This window comes from Novosphingobium sp. KN65.2, from assembly GCF_001368935.1.
GTDB lineage: Bacteria > Pseudomonadota > Alphaproteobacteria > Sphingomonadales > Sphingomonadaceae > Novosphingobium > Novosphingobium mathurense.
In genome coordinates this window covers 14,498-40,407 of the sequence record NZ_CCBH010000148.1, presented here as the reverse complement: position 1 = coordinate 40,407, position 25,910 = coordinate 14,498, and the positions used below count along the sequence as shown (strand labels likewise).

Annotated in this window: 23 protein-coding genes and 1 tRNA gene; 9 read left to right on the top strand and 15 right to left on the bottom strand. The window is 66.3% G+C overall.

Going from position 1 to position 25,910, the window contains the following annotated elements; genetic code table 11:
* Nucleotides 1-25: 25 nt before the first annotated feature.
* Nucleotides 26-805 (top strand): transglutaminase family protein, encoded by a 780-nt coding sequence (locus SPHV1_RS11200; protein ID WP_054946119.1) that lies wholly within the window; start codon nt 26-28, stop codon nt 803-805.
* A gap of 17 nt (nt 806-822) precedes the next feature.
* Here SPHV1_RS11200 and SPHV1_RS11195 read toward each other — a convergent pair whose 3' ends face one another.
* The 4 genes from SPHV1_RS11195 to ftsE are packed head-to-tail and all read right to left on the bottom strand — an operon-like array spanning nt 823 to nt 3,695.
* Complete coding sequence (locus tag SPHV1_RS11195; RefSeq protein ID WP_054946118.1) at nt 823-1,518, bottom strand: 1-acyl-sn-glycerol-3-phosphate acyltransferase; 696 nt, start codon at nt 1,516-1,518, stop codon at nt 823-825.
* Nucleotides 1,518-2,048, bottom strand: coding sequence for a YdcF family protein (locus tag SPHV1_RS11190; protein WP_054946117.1), 531 nt, complete (start codon nt 2,046-2,048; stop codon nt 1,518-1,520). Before SPHV1_RS11190 ends, SPHV1_RS11195 begins: the two co-directional genes overlap by 1 nt.
* Nucleotides 2,049-2,058: 10 nt before the next feature.
* Nucleotides 2,059-2,946 (bottom strand): ABC transporter permease, encoded by an 888-nt coding sequence (locus SPHV1_RS11185; RefSeq protein WP_054946182.1) that lies wholly within the window; start codon nt 2,944-2,946, stop codon nt 2,059-2,061.
* 35 nt (nt 2,947-2,981) lie between these two features.
* Nucleotides 2,982-3,695: a cell division ATP-binding protein FtsE gene (ftsE, locus tag SPHV1_RS11180; protein WP_054946181.1), complete on the bottom strand. Its 714-nt coding sequence runs from the start codon at nt 3,693-3,695 to the stop codon at nt 2,982-2,984.
* A gap of 148 nt (nt 3,696-3,843) precedes the next feature.
* On the opposite strand from ftsE, the gene SPHV1_RS11175 reads away from it, so the two are divergent.
* Both SPHV1_RS11175 and SPHV1_RS11170 read left to right on the top strand, forming a co-directional pair.
* Entirely contained in the window at nt 3,844-4,707 is an 864-nt protein-coding gene (locus SPHV1_RS11175; RefSeq protein ID WP_054946116.1) for a zinc-ribbon domain-containing protein, read from the top strand.
* 141 nt (nt 4,708-4,848) lie between these two features.
* Nucleotides 4,849-4,935: transfer RNA gene (locus SPHV1_RS11170), tRNA-Leu, on the top strand.
* 110 nt (nt 4,936-5,045) lie between these two features.
* On the opposite strand, the gene SPHV1_RS11165 is transcribed toward SPHV1_RS11170, so the two are convergent.
* Together SPHV1_RS11165 and SPHV1_RS11160 are read right to left on the bottom strand one after the other, a co-directional pair.
* Nucleotides 5,046-5,903 (bottom strand): NTP transferase domain-containing protein, encoded by an 858-nt coding sequence (locus SPHV1_RS11165; protein ID WP_054946115.1) that lies wholly within the window; start codon nt 5,901-5,903, stop codon nt 5,046-5,048.
* Nucleotides 5,904-5,973: 70 nt separating this feature from the next.
* The gene (locus SPHV1_RS11160) at nt 5,974-7,272 is read right to left on the bottom strand and encodes a DUF3422 domain-containing protein (RefSeq protein ID WP_054946114.1); all 1,299 of its coding nucleotides are present in this window, start codon (nt 7,270-7,272) and stop codon (nt 5,974-5,976) included.
* A gap of 213 nt (nt 7,273-7,485) precedes the next feature.
* Here SPHV1_RS11160 and SPHV1_RS25765 point away from each other — a divergent pair, with 213 nt between their 5' ends.
* On the top strand, nt 7,486-8,070 hold the full coding sequence (locus tag SPHV1_RS25765; protein WP_231634634.1) for a cytochrome c family protein: 585 nt from the start codon (nt 7,486-7,488) through the stop codon (nt 8,068-8,070).
* 190 nt (nt 8,071-8,260) lie between these two features.
* Nucleotides 8,261-8,449: a hypothetical protein gene (locus tag SPHV1_RS11150; protein ID WP_041558713.1), complete on the top strand. Its 189-nt coding sequence runs from the start codon at nt 8,261-8,263 to the stop codon at nt 8,447-8,449.
* 6 nt (nt 8,450-8,455) lie between these two features.
* Here the strand turns inward: SPHV1_RS11150 and SPHV1_RS11145 are convergent, their stop codons facing one another.
* The 5 genes from SPHV1_RS11145 to SPHV1_RS11125 all read right to left on the bottom strand — a co-directional run bounded on the left by SPHV1_RS11145 (nt 8,456) and on the right by SPHV1_RS11125 (nt 15,950).
* Nucleotides 8,456-10,402, bottom strand: coding sequence for a TonB-dependent receptor (locus SPHV1_RS11145; protein WP_369817894.1), 1,947 nt, complete (start codon nt 10,400-10,402; stop codon nt 8,456-8,458).
* 314 nt (nt 10,403-10,716) lie between these two features.
* Nucleotides 10,717-11,235, bottom strand: coding sequence for a cytochrome b (locus SPHV1_RS11140; protein WP_054946113.1), 519 nt, complete (start codon nt 11,233-11,235; stop codon nt 10,717-10,719).
* 26 nt (nt 11,236-11,261) lie between these two features.
* Nucleotides 11,262-13,280, bottom strand: coding sequence for a TonB-dependent receptor (locus tag SPHV1_RS11135; protein ID WP_054946178.1), 2,019 nt, complete (start codon nt 13,278-13,280; stop codon nt 11,262-11,264).
* 153 nt (nt 13,281-13,433) lie between these two features.
* The gene (locus SPHV1_RS11130; RefSeq protein WP_156367337.1) at nt 13,434-14,834 is read right to left on the bottom strand and encodes a porin; all 1,401 of its coding nucleotides are present in this window, start codon (nt 14,832-14,834) and stop codon (nt 13,434-13,436) included.
* 114 nt (nt 14,835-14,948) lie between these two features.
* Complete coding sequence (locus tag SPHV1_RS11125) at nt 14,949-15,950, bottom strand: PQQ-dependent catabolism-associated beta-propeller protein (protein ID WP_082430965.1); 1,002 nt, start codon at nt 15,948-15,950, stop codon at nt 14,949-14,951.
* Nucleotides 15,951-16,118: 168 nt separating this feature from the next.
* Here SPHV1_RS11125 and pedF point away from each other — a divergent pair, with 168 nt between their 5' ends.
* The 4 genes from pedF (at nt 16,119) to SPHV1_RS11105 (ending at nt 20,210) form a co-directional block, all read left to right on the top strand.
* On the top strand, nt 16,119-16,562 hold the full coding sequence (gene pedF / locus SPHV1_RS11120; RefSeq protein ID WP_054946112.1) for a cytochrome c-550 PedF: 444 nt from the start codon (nt 16,119-16,121) through the stop codon (nt 16,560-16,562).
* 3 nt (nt 16,563-16,565) lie between these two features.
* Nucleotides 16,566-17,459 (top strand): ABC transporter substrate-binding protein, encoded by an 894-nt coding sequence (locus SPHV1_RS11115; RefSeq protein ID WP_054946111.1) that lies wholly within the window; start codon nt 16,566-16,568, stop codon nt 17,457-17,459.
* 261 nt (nt 17,460-17,720) lie between these two features.
* Nucleotides 17,721-19,463: a methanol/ethanol family PQQ-dependent dehydrogenase gene (locus SPHV1_RS11110; protein ID WP_054946110.1), complete on the top strand. Its 1,743-nt coding sequence runs from the start codon at nt 17,721-17,723 to the stop codon at nt 19,461-19,463.
* Nucleotides 19,464-19,529: 66 nt separating this feature from the next.
* Nucleotides 19,530-20,210 (top strand): response regulator transcription factor, encoded by a 681-nt coding sequence (locus SPHV1_RS11105; RefSeq protein ID WP_176168092.1) that lies wholly within the window; start codon nt 19,530-19,532, stop codon nt 20,208-20,210.
* Between the two features lie 50 nt (nt 20,211-20,260).
* Here SPHV1_RS11105 and SPHV1_RS11100 read toward each other — a convergent pair whose 3' ends face one another.
* The 4 genes from SPHV1_RS11100 to adh form a co-directional block, all read right to left on the bottom strand.
* Nucleotides 20,261-22,462, bottom strand: coding sequence for a PAS-domain containing protein (locus SPHV1_RS11100; RefSeq protein WP_082430964.1), 2,202 nt, complete (start codon nt 22,460-22,462; stop codon nt 20,261-20,263).
* Nucleotides 22,463-22,467: 5 nt separating this feature from the next.
* Complete coding sequence (locus SPHV1_RS11095; protein ID WP_176168098.1) at nt 22,468-23,613, bottom strand: FIST N-terminal domain-containing protein; 1,146 nt, start codon at nt 23,611-23,613, stop codon at nt 22,468-22,470.
* 117 nt (nt 23,614-23,730) lie between these two features.
* Complete coding sequence (locus tag SPHV1_RS11090) at nt 23,731-24,150, bottom strand: DUF779 domain-containing protein (protein WP_054946108.1); 420 nt, start codon at nt 24,148-24,150, stop codon at nt 23,731-23,733.
* A 124-nt stretch (nt 24,151-24,274) separates the two neighbouring features.
* The gene (gene adh, locus SPHV1_RS11085) at nt 24,275-25,795 is read right to left on the bottom strand and encodes an aldehyde dehydrogenase (protein WP_054946173.1); all 1,521 of its coding nucleotides are present in this window, start codon (nt 25,793-25,795) and stop codon (nt 24,275-24,277) included.
* Nucleotides 25,796-25,910 lie beyond the last annotated feature (115 nt).

Sequence of the window (25,910 nt, the reverse complement as noted above, 5' to 3'; positions counted from 1 at the left end):
GCCCTCACGCCGGAGCCGTGCCGACATGAAGTTATCGATCCGTACCGAGCTCGACTATTCGCTTCCGGCGCCTGCCGACGTGCTGCTTCAGGTCGAGGCGGCCATCCTGCCCGAACAGAAAGTATTGCGCGCCCATATCGACCTGCCACCGGTGGAACACTTCGCGCGCATCCCCGGGCACGACAACATCGGCGACCGGATCTGGCTGGCCGCGGCGGAATCGCTCAAGGTCCGCTACGAGGCGACGGTGGAACCGGTGCGCATGCTTGCCAATGTCGATGACCTTGCCGCGGTTCCGGCCCACCTCCTGCCCGGGGAGACGGTCGATTACCTGATGCCCTCGCGCTATTGCCCTTCCGATACTTTCCAGAACCTGGTCGAGGCCGAATTCGGCGAACTGCAGGGCGGCGCTCGCGTCGGCGCAATCCGCGACTGGATCGGCCAGCACCTCACTTACGTCGTCGGATCGAGCGAAAGCAGCACCTGCGCCGAGCAGACCTTCGTGACCCGGCAGGGCGTCTGCCGCGATTTCGCGCACCTGATGATCACGCTGACCCGCGCCAGCGCAATCCCGGCGCGCTTTGCCAGCGTCTACGGTCTCGGCGTAGACCCGCAGGATTTCCACGCGGTGGCCGAAGTGTTCCTCGACGGGGCCTGGCACATGGTCGACGCGACCGGCATGTCGCGTCCGGAAGGCATTGCCAAGATCGGCGTGGGCCGCGATGCCGCCGACGTCTCGTTCCTCACCAGCTACGGCGCCGTCACGCTCAATTCGCAAAGCGTGGAAGTCACCGAAGTCACCTAACCGACAATATCGAGCGCTCAGCGGTTGAGCGCGTTGATCGCCTCGGTCACGCGCGCTTCGACTTCCTTGCGCGGCAGGCCCGCCTCAATCATTTCGCCGACGCGCACGGTGATGACCCCGGGCTTCTTCCAGCGCCGGTGGTAGAGCCGCCCGCTGTCGACCGCGACCGGCACGACCGGCAGACCGAGCAGCTTGTAGACCCCGGCAAAGCCGGACTGCAGTTCGCCGCGCGTCCCGTGCGGCACCCGCGTACCTTCCGGGAAGATCGCCAGCGGCCTGCCCTTGGCGGCGAAGTGGCGGGCATTGGCGACCATCGAGCGCAGGGCTTTCGCCCCCTCCTCGCGTTCGACCACGACGATGCCGTAGCGCATGGCCGCGGCGCCCCAACCGGGAATACGGGCAAGCTCCGACTTGGGAAACGGCACCGGCCAGTCCATCAGCGAGGGCAAATCGATGGCCTCGAAGAAGCTCTCGTGCTTGATCGCCACCAGGACCCCGTCGTTGGGCATTTCGCCCTCGACGACGACACGCATGCCCAGCAGCCAGCGGGCACAGCCGCGGTGGAAGCGCGACCAGCCGCGCACCACTTTCCGGGCGGGCATCTCGCCCAGCCTGGCGGCCGCGAAGAAGCCCAGAACATAGAAGATCGAGCCGGTATAGAACGCGAGATAGAACGCCAGGCTGCGCATGACGTCGGCCGGGGTACTGCGCATCACTTGCCCCACAGGTTCAGCACGAAGCGCGCCAGCAGCTTGTGGTATTCGAGGAACAGCGCGCCAAGGCTGGGACGCGAGGACACCGCATCCGGTTTCAGTTCGACACCGGCAGGCATTTCCCGCGAGATTTCCAGCATGGCGCGGCGCATGTGCCAGTCGGCGGTAACGAGACGCACCGACCTGGACTTGTGCTCACTGACCCACTGTGCCGCCTCGATCGCATTGGAGCGTGTGTCATAGGCGTTGTAGCCAAGGGTGACGCAGCATTCGAGCAGCTTGTCCGATACGCCGAACTGGGCGGCGAATTCACGCGGCTTGACCTCGCGGTCGACCCCCGAGACGAGCAGGCGCGACGCCTGTCCCTCCTTCAGCACGTCCAGCGCATGTTCGATCCGGCCGGCACTGCCGGTGAGGACGATGATCGCATCGGTCTTCGTCCCGTCGAGCGGCTGCGGCAGCGCGATGGCGAACCACAGGAACCCGAACAGCCAGGCAAGAAACAGGAATGCGACCGTGCGACGAAACATCGTGTGTGTACTATAGCATCTTGCGCAGGGCGTGCATCACCGTGAGCCGCGCCGTGACCATTGCCAACAATGTGGCCAGCAATGGGACAAGTGCAAGAAGCAGCCAGTCGCTCCAGATCAGCGCACCGTTATCGACCAGGCCAGCGCCCAGCCCGGCAAAGCGACGGCCGAGCGCGAAGATGACCACCATCGCCAGCACCAGCCCCACCGCCCCGCCCCCGGCCGCGTCATAGCCGATCGAGCGCTGGAACACGCGCGCGACCTGCGCATCGGTGCCGCCAAGCAGGTGGACGATCTCGATCGTGTCGCGATTGGCACCGAGCGCCGAACGCGCCGCCAGCAGGACCGCGGCAGCAAGCGCCAGAGCCAGCAGTCCGACCAGTACCATCGCCAGCAACTGCAGCGAGACCATCGCGTCGAACACCGGCTTGAGCCAGTTCGACTGCGCATCGATCTTCGCGGACGGGGCGACCGGCATGACCGCCTTCGCGATCGCGGCGAGCCGGGCGGGCGTCGCCTGACGATCGAGGCGCACATCGATCAGCGCGGGAACCGGAATGGCATTCCCCGTCGCATCGTCGATGCCCGTGCCCAGCCAGGGTTCGATCAGGGCATCGAGTTCGGTCTGGGGAACCAGCCGCAGGCCGGCGATGCCGGGCAGGTCCTTGATCGCCGCGACCGCACGCTTCGCCTGTCCGGCGCGTACGTCGGCGCGCGGTTCGACGATCTGGACGGTCACGCCGCCCTCGATCTCGGCGCGCGCGGCAGTGACGGCATTGCCTAGCGCGAGACCCGCGGCCAGGGCGATGGCGGTCATCGCCACCATGATCGCGATGACCCAGGGCATCGGGCCGGACATGCGTCCCTGCGGGATCAGCTCGGCCTCGCCCCGGCCCATCAGCCGGCGCCCGCCGCCCAGTAAGGTGCGCAGGCTCACTGCATCTTCCTCGGCGGGTAGCGCAGCGCTCCGGTCGGATCGGACAGGCGGCCGCGGTCGAGCCGCATGATCAGGCTTTCGGGCACCTTGCGCAGCAGGTCGAGATCGTGGGTCGCGACGACGACGGTCGTGCCTTGGCGATTGAGCATCTCGAACAGGCGCATCAGCTTGAGCGCCATTTCGGGATCGACGTTGCCGGTCGGCTCGTCGGCGACCAGCATCGCCGGTCGCGCGATTACCGCGCGGGCGATGGCCACGCGCTGCTGCTCACCGCCCGAAAGCGTGGGAGGGCGCGCATCGATGCGGTCGGACAGGCCCACCCAGTCGAGAATGTCGCGGACAGGTCCGACCAGATCCTTTTCCTGATGCCCGGCCACGCGCAACGGCAGCGCGACGTTGTCGAACGCGGACAAGTGCGGGATCAGCCGGAAGTCCTGGAAAACCACGCCGATGCGCCGCCTCAGGCCCGGCAGGCGGCTGCGCGGCATCGTGATCGCGTCGGTCCCGAACATGCGGATCATCCCGCGCGAAGGGCGCTGGGCGAGATAGAGCAGGCGCAGCAGCGAAGTCTTTCCTGCACCGCTGGCACCGGTCAGGAAGTAAAAGCGCCCCGGAAACAAGGTGAAGCTCAAATCGCTGAGAACCTCGCGATCGGTTCCGTAGCGAAGCCCCACGTTGTCGAACTGAATGATTTCCCCGTCCGCAGTCATACTCATCTGGTTAGTCAGTGTGTCCGGTCCGAACGGGCGATTTGTGGCCTATAGCGAGCATTGAATGTGGAAAAAAGGCCATTGGACCGCCTACCCACATGTCCGAAGCTTGTCCCGCGCGAGCTAACCGTGCTTATAACATGGCACCATGATAATCGCCTGTCCTGCCTGCTCTACGCGCTATGCCGTCCCGGACAGTGCCATCGGCGTGGATGGCCGCACCGTTCGTTGCGCCAAATGCCGTCACAGCTGGTTCCAGGAAGGCCCGGAACTCGCCCTGGCCGAAACCGAAAGCCAGGCCGCGGCGCAAGGCCCGGCTCAGGAAACGGCGCAGCCGCGGCCGGAACCTGCCCCCGCCGCCAGGGAAAACCCGCCCGAAGCCCGCACCGCAGAGCCGGAGACCGAGCGTAAGGCGGAACCCGTCGCGCCGGGGCGCACGCCTTTTTCCGAAGAGGATTCCCCGCTGCCGCCCCCGCCCCGGGCGCCGCAGCGCACGGTGGCATCCTACTATGACGACACCGTTGGCGCGCGCTATGCCGATGAAGGCCCTTCGAGCTTCGATTTCTCGCCGCCGTTCCGCCCGCGCCGCAACTGGACCAAGATCGGCACCATTGCCGCCGGCGTGTTCGCCGTCGCGACGCTGAGCCTGACCGGAGCCGTGGCATGGTTCGGCCTGCCCGACTGGGTGCCGATCCCGCGCCAGAGCTTCACCAAGGCGCAGCCGGACCTGCAGCTGGACTTCCCGCGCAAGCGGCAGGACCGCAAGCCCCTGCCCGACGGCACCGAATTCTTCAGCGTGAGCGGCACGATCAGCAACATCGGCAGCGAATCGCGCTACGTCCCCTCGCTGCTCGTCGTCCTGCGCGACGATCGCGAGCGCATCGTCTACGAAAAGGAAATCGTTCCGCCCAAGCGCGAACTCGCGCCCGGCGAAATGGTGACCATCAACGAAGCGCTGACCGACATTCCCAAGGCGGCTGCCGCTGCCGAGATCGGCTGGAAGCCCGAATAAGGCGGGTTCGCACGCGCCCACTCCGAATAAATTTCGCCTCCGGGAAAATTTATCGGAAACAGCGCTTGCAGCCCCCCAATCCCTTTGCTAATGGCGCGCTCCTGCCACGGGGCTGGTGCGAACCAAGCCCCGTTTGATTTAGCGGTCGTGGCGGAATTGGTAGACGCGCAACGTTGAGGTCGTTGTGGGCGAAAGCCCGTGGAAGTTCGAGTCTTCTCGACCGCACCATCCCCTGAATTGACGAAACAATTCAGGGGCCTGAGGCCAGGGAACAGACCCCGCCTCAACCTTGGCAGGCAATCCGGAAATCGATGCGAAAGCCCGGCGCGCCCACGCCGTCAGGCGACGGCGCGCCTGGGCGCTTCTTCCTCGACTTGCTCGACATGGCGCGTCTCGAGCAAGTCGCGCACCACCGCGTAAGTGCGGTCATCGTCGATATCGATGGCCTGACTGCCATCGCCCAAAATTACAGCACCGACCTTCAGCGCCAATCGCCGGGAGGCGCGCGCGATGGCCCCGTAAAGGGTCTCAAGCCCGAGCATGACCCGCAGGAGGCCCAGTGCCCCGGTCGCACGGGCGATGCGCTGGCCGCTGCGGTCGAAGCGATCGCCGCGAAACACCTCGATCGCGCGCAAGGCCTGAGGCCCGGACATGCCGTAAAGGTCGCAGGCGGCGAAATCGCCGTCGCGCAGCCGGAGATAATGGCCACGGCCTGCACGGTGGGCGGCCTCTACCCATTCGCGGCGGGTCAGGGCAAAGGCGATGTCGGCCGTTTCCAGCGTATCGAGCAGGGCATCGATGGATGCAGCGCTCAACAGCGCATGATCGGCGGTCGTGACGATCGTCGGCCCGTCCCAGCCCTGCGCCGCGGCGCGCACGCTGTCCGCCAGCGATTCGCGCGCTTCGATCAGGGCCACCGTACCGCGCCCGGGCAGGCGCGTCAGGACATCGTAGACCGGCTCGAAGCCGTCACGCTCGATACAGACGGCAAGGCTGGCGATGCGCGGGTGGCTTACCGCGGTCTGCAGGACATGCGCGATCAATGGCTTGCCGGCGAGCGGAATCAGGCACTTGTGGCTCACGCCGAAGCGCTCCGCGAGGGGATCTGTCCCATTGCGCGGACGGCCGGCCAGAACGATCAGGCGGATCGGCTGCGGCACATTGCCCCGATCGGGCGAGAGACTGCGAACATCCATGGCCTGCGCCTATGCCGCGCACTTGTGACAGTCCCGTGACCGAGGTGCCTTTGTCATGGATTGTCACAAGCTACCTCGCCATGGGCTCGAGAATCCGTCTCTTCATATGATGGATCCCCAGCCACACCGCAGCGAGCACGAACGGCACCATCAGCGCGGTCAGGAAATGGGCGTGCAGCCCGGGCACGACGCTCTCCACCCCTTCCAGCAGCTTTGCCAGCAGGCCCAGGGCGTAATAGCTCACCGCCACGACCGAAAGGCCTTCGACCAGCTGCTGCAGGCGCAACTGGCGCGTGGCATTGCGCTCCATCGAGGCGAGCAGCCGCCCGTTCTGGTTCTCGATGCGGGTCTCGATCCGGGTGCGGAACAGCGAGACGAACTGCGCGGTGCGCTGGGCAAGTTGCTCGGCGCGGCGGCGATGGGCGGCGCAGGTGCGCACGGCCGGGAAGAAGCGGCGCTGGGTGAAGTCGGTCAGCGACAGGTGCCCCGGGCATGGCCGTATATTGAGGTCGGAAAGCCGCTCCTCGACGATAGTGGCATAGGCCTCGGTCGCGCTCATCCGGTAATCGCATTCGGCCGAGTGGGTGATGAGATCCATGTAGAGGCTGGTCACTTCCTCCAGCAGCGAATCGTCGGTCACTTCTGGCCGCGCGATTGCGCCGTTCATCTTGCCCAGCATCGCCTCGATGTGATCGAGCCGCTTCCACCCTTCGCGCGCGACCGGAAGCCCGAGCAGCGCAAGATTGCGGTAGTTGCCCAGTTCCTGCAGCCGCTGGACGGTGCGGGTAAGGTCGGCGGGCAGCATTCCGTTGGCCGCGACGATAAGGATGCCGAAGCCCTGCTCACGCAGGCGAAAGTCCGACCAGATCCGCGCCGATGCACCGAGCGATTCACCGGTTCCGATGCGGCAGGATACGAGTTCGTCGTCGGCAATGCCGATCTGCGGCAGCAGCGCGCCGGCCTCGCCCTCGTCCTTCACCAGCAGCAGCCGGGTCGCGCGGATCACCTTGCCCGGCAGGACATTGGCCCAGGCCACCGCCTTCTCCAGGTCGCTGCCGACCGCCGGGGCGAACAGCGCCTCCAGCGTACCGTCCCTGACGAAAAGCGTCGTGGTGCTCGCTTCGTTGTGCCGCTCCAGCGTAAAGGCCACTCCGGGCGAGAACAGGCCCTTCACATGGCGTGGATTGTCGGTGCAATCGATCCAGGCGCCCTGGGGCAAGTCTTCCAGTGCCCGACGCTCGGCCTCGCGGTCTGGCGCATCGAGGACCCGGACCAGTTGGATGATAAGACACGGCGCCTCCAGCAAGGGCCAGCGTCGCAGGTGCATTTCGCCGACGACGGTGCGGCGCAATTCGTGCTCATTGTGCATGACTCATCCCTGCAGCGATCCCGGGTTCGCTCCGGATTCGATGGCAGCATAATAAACCGGCCTGCCGTGCGTCCACAACCGGACCAAAGGTATGGAATACCAATTCCCGCCTCGTCGTCCGCGCTGCCCGGCTGCACAGAACCAAAGTGCAATAGCGGGCCTCCCGGCGACCGTGCGAAACCTGCGCCAACATTCGATCCGGGAGATGATCACATGCGTTTTCACCTTGCCGCTGGCCTGTCGGCGCTGGTGCTGGCCGGTTGTTCCGGCGGCAACGACACGGCCGCACCTGAACCTGCACAAACGGTCAGCGCCGCCGCAACCGAAGCTGCTGCCCCAGCCGTCGCCATCGCCGCGCCGGAAGCCGAGGCGCCGACAAGCGCCCCCGAGCCGACACAAGCGGCGACGCCTGAACCGAAGCCCACGCCATCGCCAAGCCCAAAGCCGGGCCTTGCACCGGTTGCCGCCGCGATGCCGGTTGCAGAGCCGGTCAAGCTTGCCGATGCCGCGCCCCCTGCCGTCTTTGCGCGCTGCGCGGTCTGCCACGAGGCGGCCAAGGGTGCACCGGACAAGCTCGGCCCCAACCTCTACGGCGTCTTTGGCGCCAAGGCCGCGCAAGGCGGTTTCAGCTTCTCCGATGCGCTGGAGAATTCCGGCCTGACCTTCGACGAGGCGACGCTGGACAAGTGGATCGAGAATCCCCGCGCACTCGTCCCGGGCAACCGCATGAGCTTCCCCGGCCTCAAGGACCCTGCCAAGCGGCAGGCCATCATCGACTACCTCAAGCAGCAACGTTAAGGGACCGCTCCTCCCAGCCCGTCATCCCCGCGCAGGCGGGGATGACGCATCCTACCCCGTCGTGACGCCATCGTCGTCGTCATACGCCCGCCGCATCGGAAAATGCACGTCTGCGCAAAGCCAGTGAAATGCCTCTGGCAACTTCCCGAAATCAGGCTAGCGTCAGCACAAACAAGTGGGAGAGCCGTTTATGTTCGTGAAGTTCACCGCCACCGACAGAGTGCCTGCCATCGTCAATGCCACACAAGTCACTTTCATCACGCCCGTCGAGGATGGCACGCGCATTCGCTTTGGCGAAAACCGCACTGTCACGGTGATCGAACCCATGGACGAAGTGTGGCGGCGGCTGGACCAGACCGGCCAGTTACCGTCCAACTGAACACCCCTAGAAACGCGCGCGCAGTGAAACCGTAAGGCGGCGCGGCGCGCCGGGAGCATAGGCGCGCGGATCGCTGGCACCAGGGGCTTCGGCAAGGTCGATCTCTTCGATTTCGGCGAAGGTCCCTGCGGTCGCGTAGCGCTTGTCGAAAAGGTTGCGCAGTTCGCCTGCCAGTTCCAGTCCCGGAGCCAGAGTCAGCCTGCCGAACAGGTCGAAAACGGCGTAGCCGGGTATGCGCGGATTGTCGTTGCCCTCATCGCCCATAAGCACTTGCGCGGTACGCGCACGCATCGCGGCACCCAGTTCCCAGGCGTTCGTCGCGCGGCCCGCGTAAAGGTTCAGCGCATGGCGCGGCGTGCCGGGCAACCGGTCGCCGCGCGCAACCGCGATCACCCGTTCCGCGTCGGCCATGGGATTGGCCGGACTCGACAGCAGGAACGGGCTGCGGAACCGGGCGTCGGTAAAGGCATAGCCCGCGCTCAGGCGCCAGGCATCGCGGTGCCATTCCAGCGACGCCTCAACGCCCTGCCTGCGGCTGCGCCCGAGATTCGCGAAGTAGGCGCGCCCGCGCACTTGCGAGGCAACCATGCGGATATCGTTTCGCGTATCCGCGCGCCAGACGGACAGGCGCCAGCCCAGTCTCCCCGACGCGCCTTCCAGATCGACATGCCAGTTGCGCGCGGTGACGGCCTTGAGCGGGGGGTCGGCGATGAAGAAATTGGCCAATGTACACGGCGCTTCGGGGTCGGCGCAGGAAAGCTCCGCAGGCGTCGGGATGCGACTGGTCATCGCGAAACCCGCCGTCGCGCGCAGGTTCTTTTGCAAGACATAGTCGAATTCGAACGATGGATTGATCCGGGCGAAGCGGTGGCGGCCATCGAGGGCAGTGCCGAGCCGGTCGTCGAGCTCGACCCGATTGCGTGCCCAGCGCGCGCCCAGTTCGGCAGTGAGCGCACGTGTCAGCGGCAGTTCGGCGCTTGCGAACAGCGCCAGGTCGTTCATCCGGCTGACGACATCGACCGAAGTGATCGCACCGTCCGCCGAGGCGAGTACGTGGCCAAGCGCCTCGACCGTTCGGTCTTCCTCCAGCACGCCCAGTTCACTGACGGCGCGAAAGCGCGTGCGGTGCCGCTCCCACGAAAGACCGAAGGCGAACCGGCGCGTGCCCCGGTCGGTCTCGCGCTCGTCGAGCCATTGCAGCGTCGCGCCGCCGCCGTGCGTCCGCTCGCGGCCACGGTTGAAGACGGCGTAATCCGCGATGGCGGGATCGGCGGCAACCGCTGCCCCTCCCGACAGCAGGGGCTCGGAAAAGCCGTCTTCCTCATCGCCAAGGCACAGGAACCCGGATTTGCCGTCGCAGGGACCGAAGTCGGCGAGATCGCCATTGGCGCTTCGTCGCGAGAGGCGCTGGTAATGGCTGCGCAGTTCGATCCGTCCACTCGCTCCCAGATCGAAGTATGGCGCTGCGACAAGGCGCAGAAACGACGTGCGCGTCGTATCGGGGCGAGTGAAAACGGCGCGGTAGTCTGCGGCCAGCAGCTCCACCGGCGAAACGCCATTGCCGGTCAGGCGGGTTCGGGCCGCCAGCGCCTGTACCTCCAGCCCCCAGCCTTGCCCGGCGTGCAATCCCTTGGCGAAAAGCCGATCCAGTCGCGAGGGGCTGGCATCGCGCCAGCCCTCGTCGTCACGCCGGTCGGCTACCAGCAGGACGCTCGAATCCGTGTCGCCAATCCCGGCCGACGCGATTCCTCCGATGCTCCCCAGGCTATCCCGGTCGAGCGCGAGCCGCAGACCGGGCAGTGTCGTGCCGTCGTGGGTTTCAAGCAGCAGCGATCCGGCCAACGCATTGCGGCCGTGGACCGGGCTCGCTTCGGTGAGCCGCGCGCGCACCAGTGCCGCCTCGGGCAGCAAGTCGACAAGCACGACGTCGCCGAAAGGCTGGTTGAAGCGCACGCCGTCAAGATAGACGGCAAGCCCCTGCTCCGCGCCCTGAAGCGGCGAGGCGGAAAAGCCGCGCCATCCGATCGATGGCTGCCAGGCATTGCCGGTCGCTTCGCCAAGGGTAAGACCCGGAACCGTGCGCTCCAGCGTGCGGCCAAGGTCGGGCCGGGCCGCGGCATCGAGCGCCCTGGCATCGATGACCCGGGCTTCGTCGAGATCGATCGCGCCGCCCGGAGCGACGACCGTGATCGGCGGCGCCTCGTCCGCCCGGGACGGGGCCGGCCACGCCAGCGCGGCCGCGGCCAGTACCGCGGCCAGGCCGGTCCTTACATCATGCGGCGCAGGATGCCGTCCTTGAGCACGAAGTGATGGCGCAGGGCGGCAGCGATGTGCAGCACCACCAGCGCCAGCATCACCCAGCCGAGAATCTCGTGGCCTTCGTGCGCCGGGCCGGCGAACGGGCCGTCCTTGCTGATCGGCAGCTTGGGCCAGAGGAACAGGCCGAAGAAGCTGAGCGGATACTTGCCCGCCGACGAGAATATCCAGCCGGTCAGCGGCATGATCAGCATCAGCGCATAGAGCACCACATGCGTGGTCGATGCGGCCATGCGCTCGAGAGGTGAAAAGTGATCGGGCAGCGCAGGCTTTTTCCAACGCAGGCGCCAGATGATCCGCCCTATCGTGACCAGCAGGATGATCAGGCCGAACGACTTGTGCACGGTCATGAGCTGGACGACCTTCTCCAGCGGTTCGTGCAGCAGGCCGGACGCCAGATTGAGAATGACAAGAATCGCAAGGATCCAGTGGAACCAGCGGGCCCCCAGGTTGTACTTCTCGACCGTCATCGGATGACCTCATGATCGGGGCCCGATCACAAGCCCCAGCGGAAACCGGCCCACAGCGTGCGGGGCACGCCAAGGTCCAACGAGCCGCCAGAGTTACGGGTTATGATCTTCTCGTCAAACAGGTTTTCGCCGCGCAGGATGAACGAGGCGCGCGCGCCGAGCGGGATTTCCACAAGGGCATCGAGCGTGGTGGCTGCCGGAAGAACGTCGGTTTGCAAGTCGTCCTCGAACTGCGCGCCGACATGGCGCAGGGTCAGGGCCACGCTCCACCTGTCGGCAGGAACGAAGGCGAGGGTCGCGCTGGCTGCAAAACGCGGTGTCTGTGCCGGACGCATTCCGTCGAGATCCGCGGAAATCCCGGAGCCGTGGACCTCTGCATCGTTCCACGCGAGGGAGGCATCAAGGCGGACCGGACCGGTGGCGAAGTGCGCCGCGGCTTCGATCCCGCGCGAACGGATTTCGGGCAGGTTGCGGCGCTGGCGCAGGTTGGTGCCGATGGTGACGTTGGCTATGGCGTTCTCGATGCGATTTTCAAACGCCGTCAAAGAGAGTTTCAAGCCCCGCGCCGGAGCGAGATCGACGCCGGCCTCGTAACCTTCGAGCTTCTCGTTGCGCAGGGCGGCATTGGCGCGGGTGACGACCGGGAAAACGGTGAAGGGACGATAGAGTTCGTTGAGCGTCGGCAAGCGCAGCCCGCTGTAGGCCGAGGCGCGCAGGGCAATGGCCTCGCTTGCATGGAACAGCACACCGGCGCGGTAGCTCAGCGTCCAGTCGGCCCGGTCGGGATAGCGCTCGTCGCTGGCGACAAGGCCATCGGGGCTGCTCTCGGTAAAATACCCGCCTGCAATGACGGTCCTGTCCGCGCGCAGGCCGCCGGTGAGAACGAAAGGACCCAGCGTCCAGTCCTCCTCGGCGAAGAGGCCGAGGTCGGTATTGTGCCCACCGGCCCGTCGGCGCGCGGTAATCTTGCCGGTAATGGCACTGATCGCGACTTCCTGCATGGTGCCCGAAGTGCGCCGCCAGTCGGCGCCGAGCCGCAGCACATGGGCATCGCCCAGCGGCGGGCGCAGTTCGAACTTGCCGCCGATCCCGGTCGCGGGCGTCTTGTACTGGTCGAGCACGGGAACGAACCGCGTCGAACTGACGACGACATTGCTGAAGTTGCGCGCCTGGACATAGGCCAGCGCATCGAACTGCCACGCACCCCGCCCGACAAGCCGCAGGCTGGCATCCTGCCCTTCGGTCGCGCTGTCCGCACCATCGAAGCGCAAGGTGCGGTGATCCTCGAAGACAAGCCCGCGCGCCTGCAGCTCCATGTCGTCAGCAAGCGGCGCGATCGCGCGCAGGCCGGCCGACCAGGAATCGAAGCGGGCTCGCACAGAAGCAGGGACGCGGTCATCGGACGGCGTGGTCCAGAAGCCCTTGCCGCGATCCCAGCGCCCGCTGGCGACGACGAAGCCGGAGCCCAGCTGCGGCGCGATCGAGGCGCTCGCTTCGGTTTCGCCGCGCTGGTTGGCAAGGACGCTGCCCGAGACAAGCCCGAGATCCTCAGGTCCGGCGCTTTCCAGTTCGATCGTGCCCGAAAGCGCGCCCGAGCCGAAGGGACCGGAACCACCACCGCGCGTCACCCGAATGCGGCCCAGACGGTCGGGAGCCAGAGCGGGAAGCGGGATGTAGCCGAAGAATGGGTCGGCCATCGGCACCCCGTCGAGCAGGACCAGCGCGCGGCTCGATGCGTTGCCGCCCAGCGCCCGCAAGGTCACCCCCTGCGCCGAAGGATTGGACGAACGGCTGTCGGAACGGCGGAACTGCTGGAAGCCGGCAACCGAGGTCAGCACGTCCTCGATCCGCCCGGACGGTGCCGAAAGGATCTCCTTCCGGGCGATTTCGAGCGTGGAATAGGCGGGCGTGCCCGGAGTTTCCTCAAGCCCGTGCCCGGTGACGAGGATTTCTCCTGCATCGGCGGCTTCGTCGGCGAGCGCGAGGCCGGGGGACAGGAACGCCAGCGCAAGCGCCGTGGCGGTGATGGTCAAGGGGCCACGCATGGCGCCCGGGAAACGAAAGTCATCCATATCTCTGCGACCTGTCTACGGGTGACGAAAAAGGGAGCCGGCGATCCCGGCAGCCCTGGTAGGAGGCGGGTCTGCCGGGATGCCCCGTGCGGCGGGGAAGCACGCCGCACGGGGCCGGGAAGCGCCTCAGAAGAAGAGGATCCCGCCCAGCGCCATGGCGTCGCTCTCGGCCGCGTTGCCGCTGTGGGCCTTGGCCTTCGAGTGTACGTATTCTCCGATAAGCGTGACCCAGCTCGTCAGGCTGTAGCGAAGCTGTCCGACGTAGCTGGAGTTGGTCTTGACCAGATCCGGATTGGCCAGCGCGTCGGCGGCATTGGCATGGTGCAGCGAGCTTTCGCCGTAGCTGGCACCGACTCCGATCTTGCCGAAAGTAGCGAGAGCCTGGGCATAGAAGCCGTCGCTCTTGCGCGGATTGCCCAAGGCGTCGGTATCGAAGAGGCCGAAGACCGTCGTGCCAAGGCCCCTGGCGGTATAGTAGTAACCGGTCACGGCAATCGGCCCCGCCGTAACCTTGCCGCCCAGGTCCAGCCCCTTGCCTGTGTAGCTGCCGCCTGCCGCGATGTCGTGCTTCTGGCTGACGCCGGAGACCCAGAACCGGGTGCCGATCCCGCCGAGCTTGCCGTCATAGGTCAGCTTGCCCTGCACGCCGGGACTGGAATTGCTCTGCGCCGGTCCGGTCAGGGAATCGAGCGGCTGGAACACGCCGACCGAGGCCTGGAAGCCGGAGAAGTTGGGGCTGGTATACGTGATCTGCGGCTGGAAGTCGGTGTAGATGTAGCCCACGCCGATGCGGCCCAGCGTCGTATTGCCCGGCGCGACGTTGTTGCCCGGCGTGCCCGAGGACAACAGGGTTATGTCGTTGAGGATGCCTTCCGAGGCAAAGAGGCCGATGTCGCGACCGATCTTGATCGTGCCCAGCCCTGGCTTGCCGAATGTCAGGTAGGTCTGACGGGCATCGATACCGGCCGTGGCCAGCGCGGTCGGCTGGCCGCCGTTGTTCGCACCCAGCGCACCCCAGGCGGTCGAGTTGATGCCGGGATAGAGGCCGAAGAAGGCGCCGATATCCCAGCCTTCCTGCTTGGTAGAGACCGAGACGGTCAGGTAGCCGGGCAGCAGGCCGTTGCGCACCGCACTGGAATTGCGGGTGCCGACGCTGGCGATGCCGCCGACGACGTTCGTCGTGGCCGAAGGCGTGTCCGGATTGTCGTGAACGTAGAAGCCGTTGACCGAGCCGGAGAACTTGATCGTGGCCGGACCGACTTCCATGCCGATCCCGCTTTCCGTCATGCGCACCATGCGGCTGGAATCGAGCGTTTCCTGTGCCCTTTCCATCGGTGCGGCACTGGACGGCGGAGCCGCTTGCGCCTGTTCCTCGGCCAGCAGTTCGGCGTATTCGTCATCGCTCAGGATGCCTTTTTCATGAAGGCGCTTGAGCAGCGTTTCGCCCGTTCCGGCATATGCTGGCGCGCTCGCCAGGGCGAGTGCCCCCAGCGCGGCAGAGCCACGTAGAATGATCCTGGAGATCATTATCCTTCCCCCTTCGGTAAGATGGTGTCGACTATTCCTGCGACTGGGGAAGATGATGGGCCGGGAGCGCCCCGTCGGGTATTGGACTTTGGTTCCTGTACTTTGGAACGAGGGCTAATGGCCGAGCGCGACGCCCCAGGGGCCTTCGCCCGTGGGGATCGTCGCCGTGACCGCCAGTGCCTCGAGGTCGACCACCGAAAGGTCGTCGCTGCCGCCATTGGCGACGAGCGCACGCTTGCCGCCGGGCAGGATCGCCAGGTGCCAGGGCCTCTCGCCCACGGCGATGTAGCCGCGCACCCTGCGGCTGGCTACGTCGACCACGGCCACGGCATTGGCCCGCCCCAATGCGACGACGGCGGTGCGGCCATCGGGCGTGAAGCGGATGCCGCAGGGCATGACCTTGTATGCCGGCACGCCGGGCGGGGCGAAGTCGATGGTCGCGATTACCGAGCGGCTCGCGACATCGGCGATCTGGACGACGCCCGCCATTTCCGCGGCAACCCACACGTGGGCGCCGTCGGGCGTGAATTCGACGTGGCGTGGCCGGGTCTGCGTCTCCATTTCCTCGATCACTTCGCGCGTGGCGAGGTCGATCCAGGCGACGGTCGCGTCCTCCTCGCTGGTGACGAGCAGCCATTTGCCGTCGGGGCTTTCGGCAATCCCTTCCGGCTCTTCCCCGACCGGAACCTGCCAGGCAAGGCGACCCTTGGCGAGATCGACTGCAGTGGCCGCGCCATCGTCCTCGTTGGCGATGAACAGCAGCCTCCCGTCGTGCGAGGCGAAGAACTGCTCCGGATCGGCGCCCGAGGGCAGGACCGAGACGAGCGCCCCGGTCTGCGGATCGCGCACTTCCACGGCATTGTCGGCACTGGCGCAGACCAGCAGGTATTTGCCGTCGCGGGTGAGCGCGATGCCGCGCGGGCGATGGCCCACCGGCCAGTTCGCCACGGCTTTGCCACTGGCGAGGTCGACAACGGTGACCGTCGAGGAACGCTCATTGCTGACATAGGCCCTGGTCGCGGCGCTTTGGTCCCCGGCAAGTGCGGGTGCGGCGCAAACGAGCGGCGAGAGCGCGGCGCAAGCGACCAGCGCGATCCGGTTCAGGCATCTCTCCATGGGGGCAAGCCTACCACCTGGCGGCCTGCGGGGAATTGCACCTTGGTCTGGTACCATAGTCCAATTGGGGCGGCGCGCGGCTCTCGGTTATCCAGAACGGCAACAAGGCGGCGGCAACCGGAGGCAATCCGAAGTCGCAAGGCCGCAAGTCGCAGAGGATGACTGACCATGAAACTGACAATCGGCCGCTCGGCCCTGCTTGGCGCGGCGGCCATCGCTTCCTTCTCCATCGCCGGCAACCTCCATGCGCACGGTAACGTAACCCCGCAGGCGGTCGACACCAGCGCCCTGCCCGATATTGACGGCGGCAACGACCACTGGCTCGAAGAGAACCCCTATACCGGCAACCCGAAGGCCATCGAGATCGGCGAATCCGCCTATGGCCAGAACTGCGCGCGCTGCCACGGCCTGCAGGCGATTTCCGGCGGTATCGCGCCGGACCTGCGCTATCTCGAACTGGGTGCATCGGGAGACGAATGGTTCGTCGAACGCTTCCGCCACGGCTCCAGCCACGACGGCAAGGTCTATATGCCGCCCTTCGGCGATGTGCTGGGGCAAAAGGCCGGTTGGGCGATCCGCACCTGGCTGGAAACCCAGCACACCGAGGACTGACCGGTGGCAGGCGACAGCCGCAGGTCGTTCCTGGCCGGGCTGGCGGGCGCGCTCGGCGCGCTCGCCTTGCCTGCCGCCCTGCGCCCGGCACCCCTGCTCGCCGCCCCGCTGGAGAAAGTCCGCGAACTGGGCGTGCTGCGCGTCGGGCTCTATGCCGACAACCGGCCCTGGTCGTGGGACCGGGACGGCACGCCCTCGGGGATCGATGTCGAGCTCGCCCGCGTGCTGGCCGAACACCTCGGCGTGCGCGCCGACATCGCGCTGTTCCCGGCCGACGAGGAGCTGTCGGACGACTTGCGCAACGTCGTATGGCGCGGCGGCCTGCTTGGCTTCCAGCGCTGCGACGTGATGCTGCACGTGCCGTTCGACCGCCAGATCATGGCGCAGGAGGATAACGTCGTGTTCCTGGCGCCCTATTACCGCGAGAGCTTCGGCGCGGCCTGCGCGGCCGATATCGGCGATTGCGAGGCTCCACCCGTCCAGATGCACGGCAAGCGACTGGCGGCCGAACTGGATTCGATCCCCGACTTCTACCTGCTGGGCAGCTTCGGCGGCATTCTTGCCAGGGACGTGACCCACCTGCCGAGCGGCTATGCCGCCGTCGCGGCGCTGGGCGAGGACAAGGCCGACTTCGCCGTCGCCAGCCGCGCGCAGATCGAGGCCGCGCTTGCCGACCATCCCGATGCCGCGATCCGCAAGCGCAAGGGACCGCTGCCCGCGATGCTCTCGCCGGGCTGGGACATCGGCATCGCGGTCAAGGAAAACAGCCGCTCGCTCGGCTTCGTCCTCGAGGAAGAGATCATGGCCATGGCCGCGGACGGCCGGATGAAGACGATCTTCGCTCGACACGGGGTCGAGTGGCAGCCGGCTCTTGCCGCCCAGCCCTCCGCTTCGTGAACCAGGGGGACGGGGACGCCGACTGCGACCGGCGTCCCCCGAACCGCATCCTTACCTGACATCCGCGCGACCCGCCCGCTTCCGGCCGCCATTGCGGTGCGCCCTTCGAAGCTTTGCCGAAGATGCGCATATCCCACTCGTCTTGTCCCAAGGTTCAATTGTCCGCCCCTCTCCAACGACTAGGCTGACTTTCGACGTCCGGGGGCAACAGGTCGATTACCGGCACCTGAACTCGGCGCATAAGCAACAAGGAGGGATAGGATGAAGCGGCGTTTCTCAAAACTCATCGCGGTGCTCGCCGCGGCTGGCAGTACGATAGCCGTACCGCTCCACGCGGCCGGACCGACCAGCGCCGACCTCATGAACGATGCTGAATCCACCGGCGACGTTCTCAGCTACGGCCTGGGGCCGTGGCAGCAGCGCTTCTCGCCGCTGGACACGCTCAACGCCGACAATGTCAGCAAGCTCGTGCCGGCCTTCGCGGCCTCGCTCGGCGGGGAAAAGCAGCGCGGGCAGGAAGCCCAGCCGCTGGTCTATGACGGCACCATCTACGTCACCGGTTCCTATTCGCGCCTCTTCGCCTTCGACGCGCGCACCGGCGAGAAGAAGTGGGAATACAACGCCCGCCTGCCCGATGCGATCATGCCGTGCTGCGACGTCGTGAACCGCGGCGCCGCGATCCACGGCGACAAGGTGATCTTCGCCACACTCGATGCGCACCTCATCGCGCTCAACCGCGAGACCGGCAAGGTCGTGTGGAACAAGAAGCTCGCCGATTATCAGGCCGGCTACTCGGCCACCGCCGCCCCGCTGATCGTCAAGGACATGGTCATCACCGGCAATTCCGGCGGCGAATTCGGGATCATCGGCGAAGTGCAGGCGCGCAACGTCGACACCGGCGAGCTGATCTGGTCGCGCCCGACCATCGAAGGCCACATGGGCATGCTCAACGGCAGGGAAAACGGCGTGACCGGCAAGACCGGCGCGACCTGGCCGGGCGACATGTGGAAGACGGGCGGCGGCGCCACATGGCTGGGGGGCACCTATGACCCGGGCACCAACCTGCTGTTCTTCGGCACCGGCAACCCGGCCCCGTGGAACAGCCACCTGCGCCCGGGCGACAACCTCTATACCAGTTCCACCCTGGCCATCGACGCCGATACCGGCGTGATAAAGTGGCACTACCAGACCACCCCGCACGACGGCTGGGACTTCGACGGCGTCAACGAATTCATTCCCTTCGACGCGACGATGAACGGCAAGCCGATGAAGCTGGGCGCCAAGGCCGACCGCAACGGCTATTTCTATGTGCTCGACCGCAGCAACGGCAAGCTTCTGGGCGCGCACAAGTTCGTGATGGAGACGACCTGGGCGAACGGCATCAACCTCAAGACCGGCCGTCCCAACTACGTCGATGCCAACCGTCCCGGCGCACCGGCCGGTCCGGACAAGGGCAAGTCGGTGTTCGCCTCGCCCTCGTTCCTGGGCGGCAAGAACTGGATGCCGATGGCCTATTCCCAGGATACCGGCCTGTTCTACGTGCCCTCCAACGACTGGGGCATGGACATCTGGAACGAACCGATCGCCTACAAGAAGGGCGCGGCCTACCTCGGCGCGGGCTTTACCATCAGGCCGATCGCCGAAGACCACATCGGCGCCCTGCGTGCGATGGACCCGAAGACCGGCAAGATCGTGTGGGAATACAAGAACGCGGCGCCGCTGTGGGGCGGCGTGCTGACCACGCACGGCAACCTCGTCTTCACCGGCACGCCGGAGGGCTACCTCAAGGCCTTCGACGCGAAGACCGGCAAGGAACTGTGGAAGTTCCAGACCGGCTCGGGCGTCGTCGGCTCGCCGATCACCTGGATGCAGGACGGCGAACAGTACGTCGCGGTGATGTCAGGCTGGGGCGGCGCGGTGCCGCTCTGGGGCGGCGAAGTCGCCAAGACGTTCAAGGAAATCAGCCAGGGCGGCATGCTCTGGGTGTTCAAGCTGCCCAAGTAAGCGGTCAGCACGGCAACCGGCGCGCCAGTCCGGGACTGGCGCGCCCAACCTCCCCGGGTTAACTTCATGAGCATATTGGTCGCCAGGGACAGAACCATGGAAGAGTTCACCGCACCGGACCGCGTCCTGATCGTCGACGACCATTCGCTGGTCCGTGACGGACTGCGCTCGATCTTCGACGATACCTTCCCGGATTGTGAGATCCTCGAGGCGGATTGTCTGGAGAGCGCCCTGCAGGTGCTGTCGGCATCGGGCGACGTCGATCTGATGCTGCTCGACCTCAACATCCCCGACGTCTCGCACCTTTCCGGACTGGAGCGCCTGCGCGACGACTTTCCCGCGACCCCCGTCGTGATGGTCTCGGGCGTGTGCGACCGCAACGTGGTGCGCGATGCATTGGCAGCCGGCGCAGCGGGCTTCGTGCCAAAGTCACTGAAGCGCGCCGCGATCGTCGATGCCCTGCAACAGGTCCTCTCCGGAGAGATCTACATGCCCGAACTGGAGGTCGACGATACGCAAGCCGCGGAAGAAGACCTCATCCGCGCGCGCATCGACAGCCTCACCCCGCAGCAGCGCGTCGTCCTTGGCCATCTCGTCGCCGGGCGGCTGAACAAGCAGATCGCCTACGAGCTGGACGTCTCGATGACGACGGTGAAGGCCCACGTCTCCGCGATACTGCAGAAAATGAACGTCTTCAGCCGCACACAGGCGGTGATCATGGCCGGCAAGGTCGGTTTCAGGGGGTGATCGGCGTCAGATAGCGCCAAGGCCCCCGTCCTTCGACGAACCGCGCCTTTTCAGATCACCTCAAGCTGGCGCAGCAGGGCCCGCAACTGCGCAGGTTTCACCGGCTTGTGCAGGACCGGAAGCGACAGGCCGGCAAGCTGCGCCTTGGTCTCCTCGCCGCGGTCTGCCGTAATTACCATCGCCGGTACTTGCGAGCCTGCTTTCTCGCGCAGCTGGGCAACCGCGACATCGCCGGTCACCTCGTCATCGAGGTGGTAGTCGACGATCAGCATGGCCGGCCCCTGCTGCAGCGCAGCCAGCGCAGCCGGGTCCTGCGGATCGCCGACGGCGACGACATCGAGCCCCCAGTTCTCCAGCAGGGCTTCCATGCCGGACAGGATCGCCGGGTCGTTGTCGACGACGAGCACGAGGCCCCCGGCTTCGCCGGAGCCGTTCACGGCGGCAGGCCGCACTTCGGTCGGCAGTGCGGCCGGTTCCGCGCGCGGCAGGCGGATCGAGAACGCCGCCCCTTCTCCGGGCGCCGTTTCCAGGCCGATCTCGTGGCCCAGCATCGTCGTGACGCGCCGCACGATGGCAAGGCCCAGCCCCTTGCCCGGGATTTTCTGCGTCTTGCCGATGCGGCGAAACTCCTCGAAGATCTCGTCGCGGTCGGATGCGGCAATGCCGGGCCCGGTGTCCCGCACGGTAACGACGACGTGATCGCCCTCCAGCGTCAGCTCCACAGCAACGCTGCCCTCTTCGGTGTAGCGGATCGCGTTCGACACGAAATTCTGCAGTACGCGGCGCAGCAGGCGATGGTCGCTGCGCACCCACAGCTCCGTTTCGGGGACATCGAAGACAAGGTTGCCCGCCTGCGCCAGCGGGGCGAACTCTATGCGCAAGGCGCGCAGGATCTGGTCGAGCGAGAGATCGGTGAACTCGGGCTGGATCGCCCCGGCGTCGAGACGCGAGATCTCGAACAGCGCTTCGAGCAGGTCCTCCACCGAGTCCAGCGCGGTCGATGCCTGCTGCACGAGGCTGTGCGACTTGGCCGGCATGTCATGCCCGTCCATCGCCGAAACGAACAGTCGCGCGGCATTGAGCGGCTGGAGCAGGTCATGGCTGGCCGCGGCAATGAAGCTGGTCTTCGAACGGTTGGCCGTCTCCGCCTCGTTCTTCGCCTCGACGAGCTGCCGGTTGAGGTCGACGAGTTCGGCAGTGCGTTCGGCGACCCGGCGTTCAAGCGTCTCGGCCGTCTCGGTCAGCGAGCGCTGGAACCGCACGCGGTCGGTTATGTCGTCGAAAGTGAAGACCATGCCGCCGTTCTTGAGCGGAACCGAGCGCACGGTGAAATGCCGCTCGCCGATCATGCACTGGGTCGCCACCTGCGCGGCCCCGCCCTCACGCCAGTCGAGAGCGTCGGGCCGGTCGAGGCCGAGCTTGAGGATGCACCATTCGGAGAGCGCAGCGTGGTTGTCGAGACCGTTGCCCGGCGCATCCGTGCCAAGCCCGAGGATCGTCAGCATGCCCTCGTTCCACGCCTGCAGCCGCCGCTGCGGATCGAACAGGCAGACGCCTTCGGACAGGGTATCGAGCGTGGCCTGCAGCGCGAGGTTGCGTTCGGCCAGTTCGCGGGCGCGCTGCCGGGCGTCTTCGGCCTTGACCGAGGTGATGTCGGTGTAGATCCCGACGGTGCCGCCGTCGCTGGTCTTGAGTTCGTTGATCTGGATCCAGCGCCCGTCCGACAGCGCCTGCACATGCGCGCCCTGCGCCAGGCGATGGCGCGCCACCCGGTCCTGCAGCCAACGCTCGGGCGCATCGCGCGACGCCAGGGCCGCGCCCGACTGGGCAAGATGCGAGGCCAATTGCGAGAACTCCGGCGCGGCATCGCTGATGTCCTCGAAATAGGGAAAGATCTTCAGGAAGGCGCGGTTGCACAGGATCATGCGGTCGTCGCTGCCGAACAGCGCGAAGCCGTCGCTCAGGGACTCGATCGCATCGCGCAGAAGGGTTCGCGCCGATGTTGCAGCGGCATGGGCGGCCGCCAGTTCCGCATTCGCATCGTTGAGGCGACCGAGCGCTTCCTCGAGTGCCCCGGTGCGGTCGCGCACCATGGCCTCCAGGGAAATCGCCGTCTCGAACATCGAGAAGGCCCCGCCCTGAATGTCGGTCGAGCGCTCGACCCGGTCCATCAGCGCAGCATTGATCTTTTCCAGACGGGCAATCCGCAGCTTCAGCTCTTCCACCTCGCCGGTATCCGCCGCTGTGCCCATCGCCGTCACCGCCCGATCGCCAGGCCGCTGAAAGTCTGGTTCATGTGCGCGGCCAGGAACTGCTCGCCATAGGTGCTGAAGCCCAGCACGTTGAACTCGGAATAGAGCCCGGATATCTCGCGCGAGATCTGGCGGTCCTCGGCATCCAGCCGGTTGAGAACGCAGTCGAAACCGATGATGTGGTCGATTTCGCCGACCCGCGCGCCGACCTTGCCGAACAGTTCGCGCAGCCACGCAATGCGGTCGACCGGCTCGCCGATGGTCAGGACCACCCCGGTATCGATGGCGCAATAGAAAGTCAGGCTGCCGTCGGGGTTGGCCGACTGGATCGAGCGCACGTGGTACTGCCCGCCGGTGCGCACCATCGGCGGATGGGCGGCGAAGAAATGGACGTCGAGCGTCTCGGCCGGGCTGCCGGCCAGCCGCCGGTATTCTTCCGCAGCAGGCGCGGCGTTGATCTCGTAGACCGTGCGCGTTTCCGGATCGGCTTCCGTAATCACCATCTTGGCCGGACCCGGCTGGTAGTGGCTGGCGCTGAAGACGTGCATCGGCCGCCTGCTGGTGAGCAACGCGATCACTGCCGCATCGGAATGGAATTCACCCTCGTGCAGCACCGCGGTCTCGGCAAAGGCAAGGTCGTCTCCGCTCGACCCGCCGATCAGCTGGACATCGCCCAGCGCGTGTTGCGCCGTCATCGTCAGCAGTTCCTCGCGGTGCGAAAGGCCATCGACGAAGAACAGCGCGACCTGGTGCAGATCGCCGGCCGCGCCATGATCCAGCCGCGCGCCCGAAACGAGCTGGCGGATCGCGCCTTGCGCCGCCCGCGGATCGAAATGGTCGAGATCGTCGAAGCGCAGCGCCGCCATCGAGAAGCTGGAGGCCGGAAAGCCGATCAGCAACAGACTGTCGGTGTCATAGCCGCGATCGGTCAGTTCCCCCGCGCTGGTACAGCCGACCAGCGGAACACCCGGCAGTGCCCGGCCCAGTTCGCGGGCGAGGTCGTCGCGCGGGTAGCGGTGCGAACAGAACAGCAGACCGCCAGCCAGTTCGCACCCCTCCAGCCCTTCGACAAGTTCGGCCACGGCCGCCACCGGATCCTCGGCGCGCGAGGTGCTGGCCACCAGCCGATCCTTGCCATGCTGCACTTCCATGTCCATTCGCCTGTCTCCCATCGGCCCCGCTTCTGTCTTGCGAGCGAGTGCCGATCTCCCGAATTTCTAGGACCTTGCCGACGGACCGCCAAGGAAATTCGGGCATTCCTGTCGGTTCTATCCGCTTGCGCCTGTCGGCGGCGCATCGCCGCGGCGGGGCTCTCCCGCTGCCGCCAGCGCCTCGGCCTCGGCATCGCTGAACACGCGCGAGCGGATGATGAATCGCACGCCTTCGGGCGCTTCCAGGCTCATGCCCGATCCGCGTCCCGGCACGATGTCGATGGTGACCTGCGTATGGCGCCAGTATTCGAACTGCGCCGCGCCGATCCAGACCGGGGTGTCGCCCGTCAGCGTACCCAGCAGCACATCCTGCCCGCCGACGCGGAACTCGCCGGCGGGAAAGCACATCGGCGCAGATCCGTCGCAGCACCCGCCCGACTGGTGGAACATGAGATCGCCATGCCTGGCGCGCAGCCGTTCGATCCACGCCTCGGCCTCTGGCGTGGCAAGGATGCGCGGTGGCACGGGGGCGCTCATGACGCGAAAAGGCGACGGATGGCCGCATGGCCACCCGCCGTTGCAGAGGTTCCGGTGCCGGTCGTTGGCTGGTGGAGAGAGAAGACCGGCACCGGCAAGCCCGATAAGGCCCGGGCCGAAGGCATCAGAAGAAGCCGAGTGCCTTCGGACTGTAGCTGACCAGCAGGTTCTTGGTCTGCTGGTAGTGGTCGAGCATCATCTTGTGCGTCTCGCGGCCGATGCCCGACTGCTTGTAGCCGCCGAAGGCCGCATGGGCCGGGTAGGCATGGTAGCAGTTGGTCCACACGCGGCCCGCCTGGATACCGCGACCGAAGCGATAGGCGCGGGTGCCGTCGCGGCTCCAGACGCCCGCGCCCAGACCGTAGAGCGTATCGTTGGCGATCTCGAGCGCTTCTTCGTCACTGGCGAACTTCGTGACCGATAGGACCGGGCCGAAGATTTCCTCCTGGAAGATGCGCATCTTGTTGTGCCCTTCGAAGACGGTCGGGCGCATGTAGTATCCCTGGGCCAGTTCACCGTCCTGCACGAAGCGTTCGCCGCCGGTGAGGACCCTGGCGCCCTCGCCCTTGCCGATGTCGATGTAGGACAGGATCTTCTCGAGCTGGTCGTTCGATGCCTGCGCGCCGATCATCGTCGAGGGATCGAGCGGGCTGCCCAGCTTGATCGCCTCGACCCGGGCGATCGCCTTTTCCATGAAGCGGTCGTAGATCGATTCGTGGACGAGTGCCCGGCTCGGGCAGGTACAGACCTCGCCCTGGTTGAGTGCGAACATGGCGAAGCCTTCGAGCGCCTTGTCGAGGAAATCGTCGTCCTGCGCCATCACGTCGGCGAAGAAGATGTTCGGGCTCTTGCCGCCCAGTTCCAGCGTGCAGGGAATCAGGTTTTCCGACGCATACTGCATGATCAGGCGCCCGGTCGTCGTCTCGCCGGTGAAAGCGATCTTGGCGATGCGCTTGTTGGTGGCAAGCGGCTTGCCGGCCTCGATGCCGAAGCCGTTGACGATGTTGAGCACCCCGGCGGGCAGGATGTCGGCGATCAGCTCGGCCAGGACCATGATCGCCATCGGCGTCTGCTCGGCCGGCTTGAGCACGACGCAGTTGCCCGCTGCAAGCGCCGGAGCGAGCTTCCAGGCCGCCATCAGGATCGGGAAGTTCCACGGGATGATCTGGCCGACCACGCCGAGCGGTTCGTGGAAGTGATAGGCCACGGTGTCGTGGTCGATCTCTGCCAGCGAACCTTCCTGCGCGCGAATGCAGGCGGCGAAGTAACGGAAGTGATCGATCGCAAGCGGGATGTCGGCAGCCGTCGTCTCCCGGATCGGCTTGCCGTTGTCGATCGTCTCGACGAGCGCCAGCTTGTCGAGATTGGCTTCCATTCGGTCGGCTATCTTCAGCAGGGTGTTGGAACGCTCGATGGTGGAGGCGCGGCCCCATGCCTCGCGGGCGGCATGGGCAGCATCGAGCGCGAGTTCGATGTCCTCCGCCGTGCCGCGCGCGACCTGGCACACGACCTGGCCGGTGACGGGCGAGATATTGTCGAAATACTCACCCCGGACCGGGGCCACCCACTTGCCGCCGATGAAGTTGTCGAAGCGCTCGCGAATCAGCGAATCGCCGGTGAATCTGCTCATGGCCTGTTCCAGCATCCCAATCTCCATTCATGTTCTGGCATGAAGTTTCGATGGGCATTGTGCGCCTGTCGGGATGGCCCGCCAATTGTACCTTGGACCGATAGAACCGCGACGGCGGCGAACCGCGCCG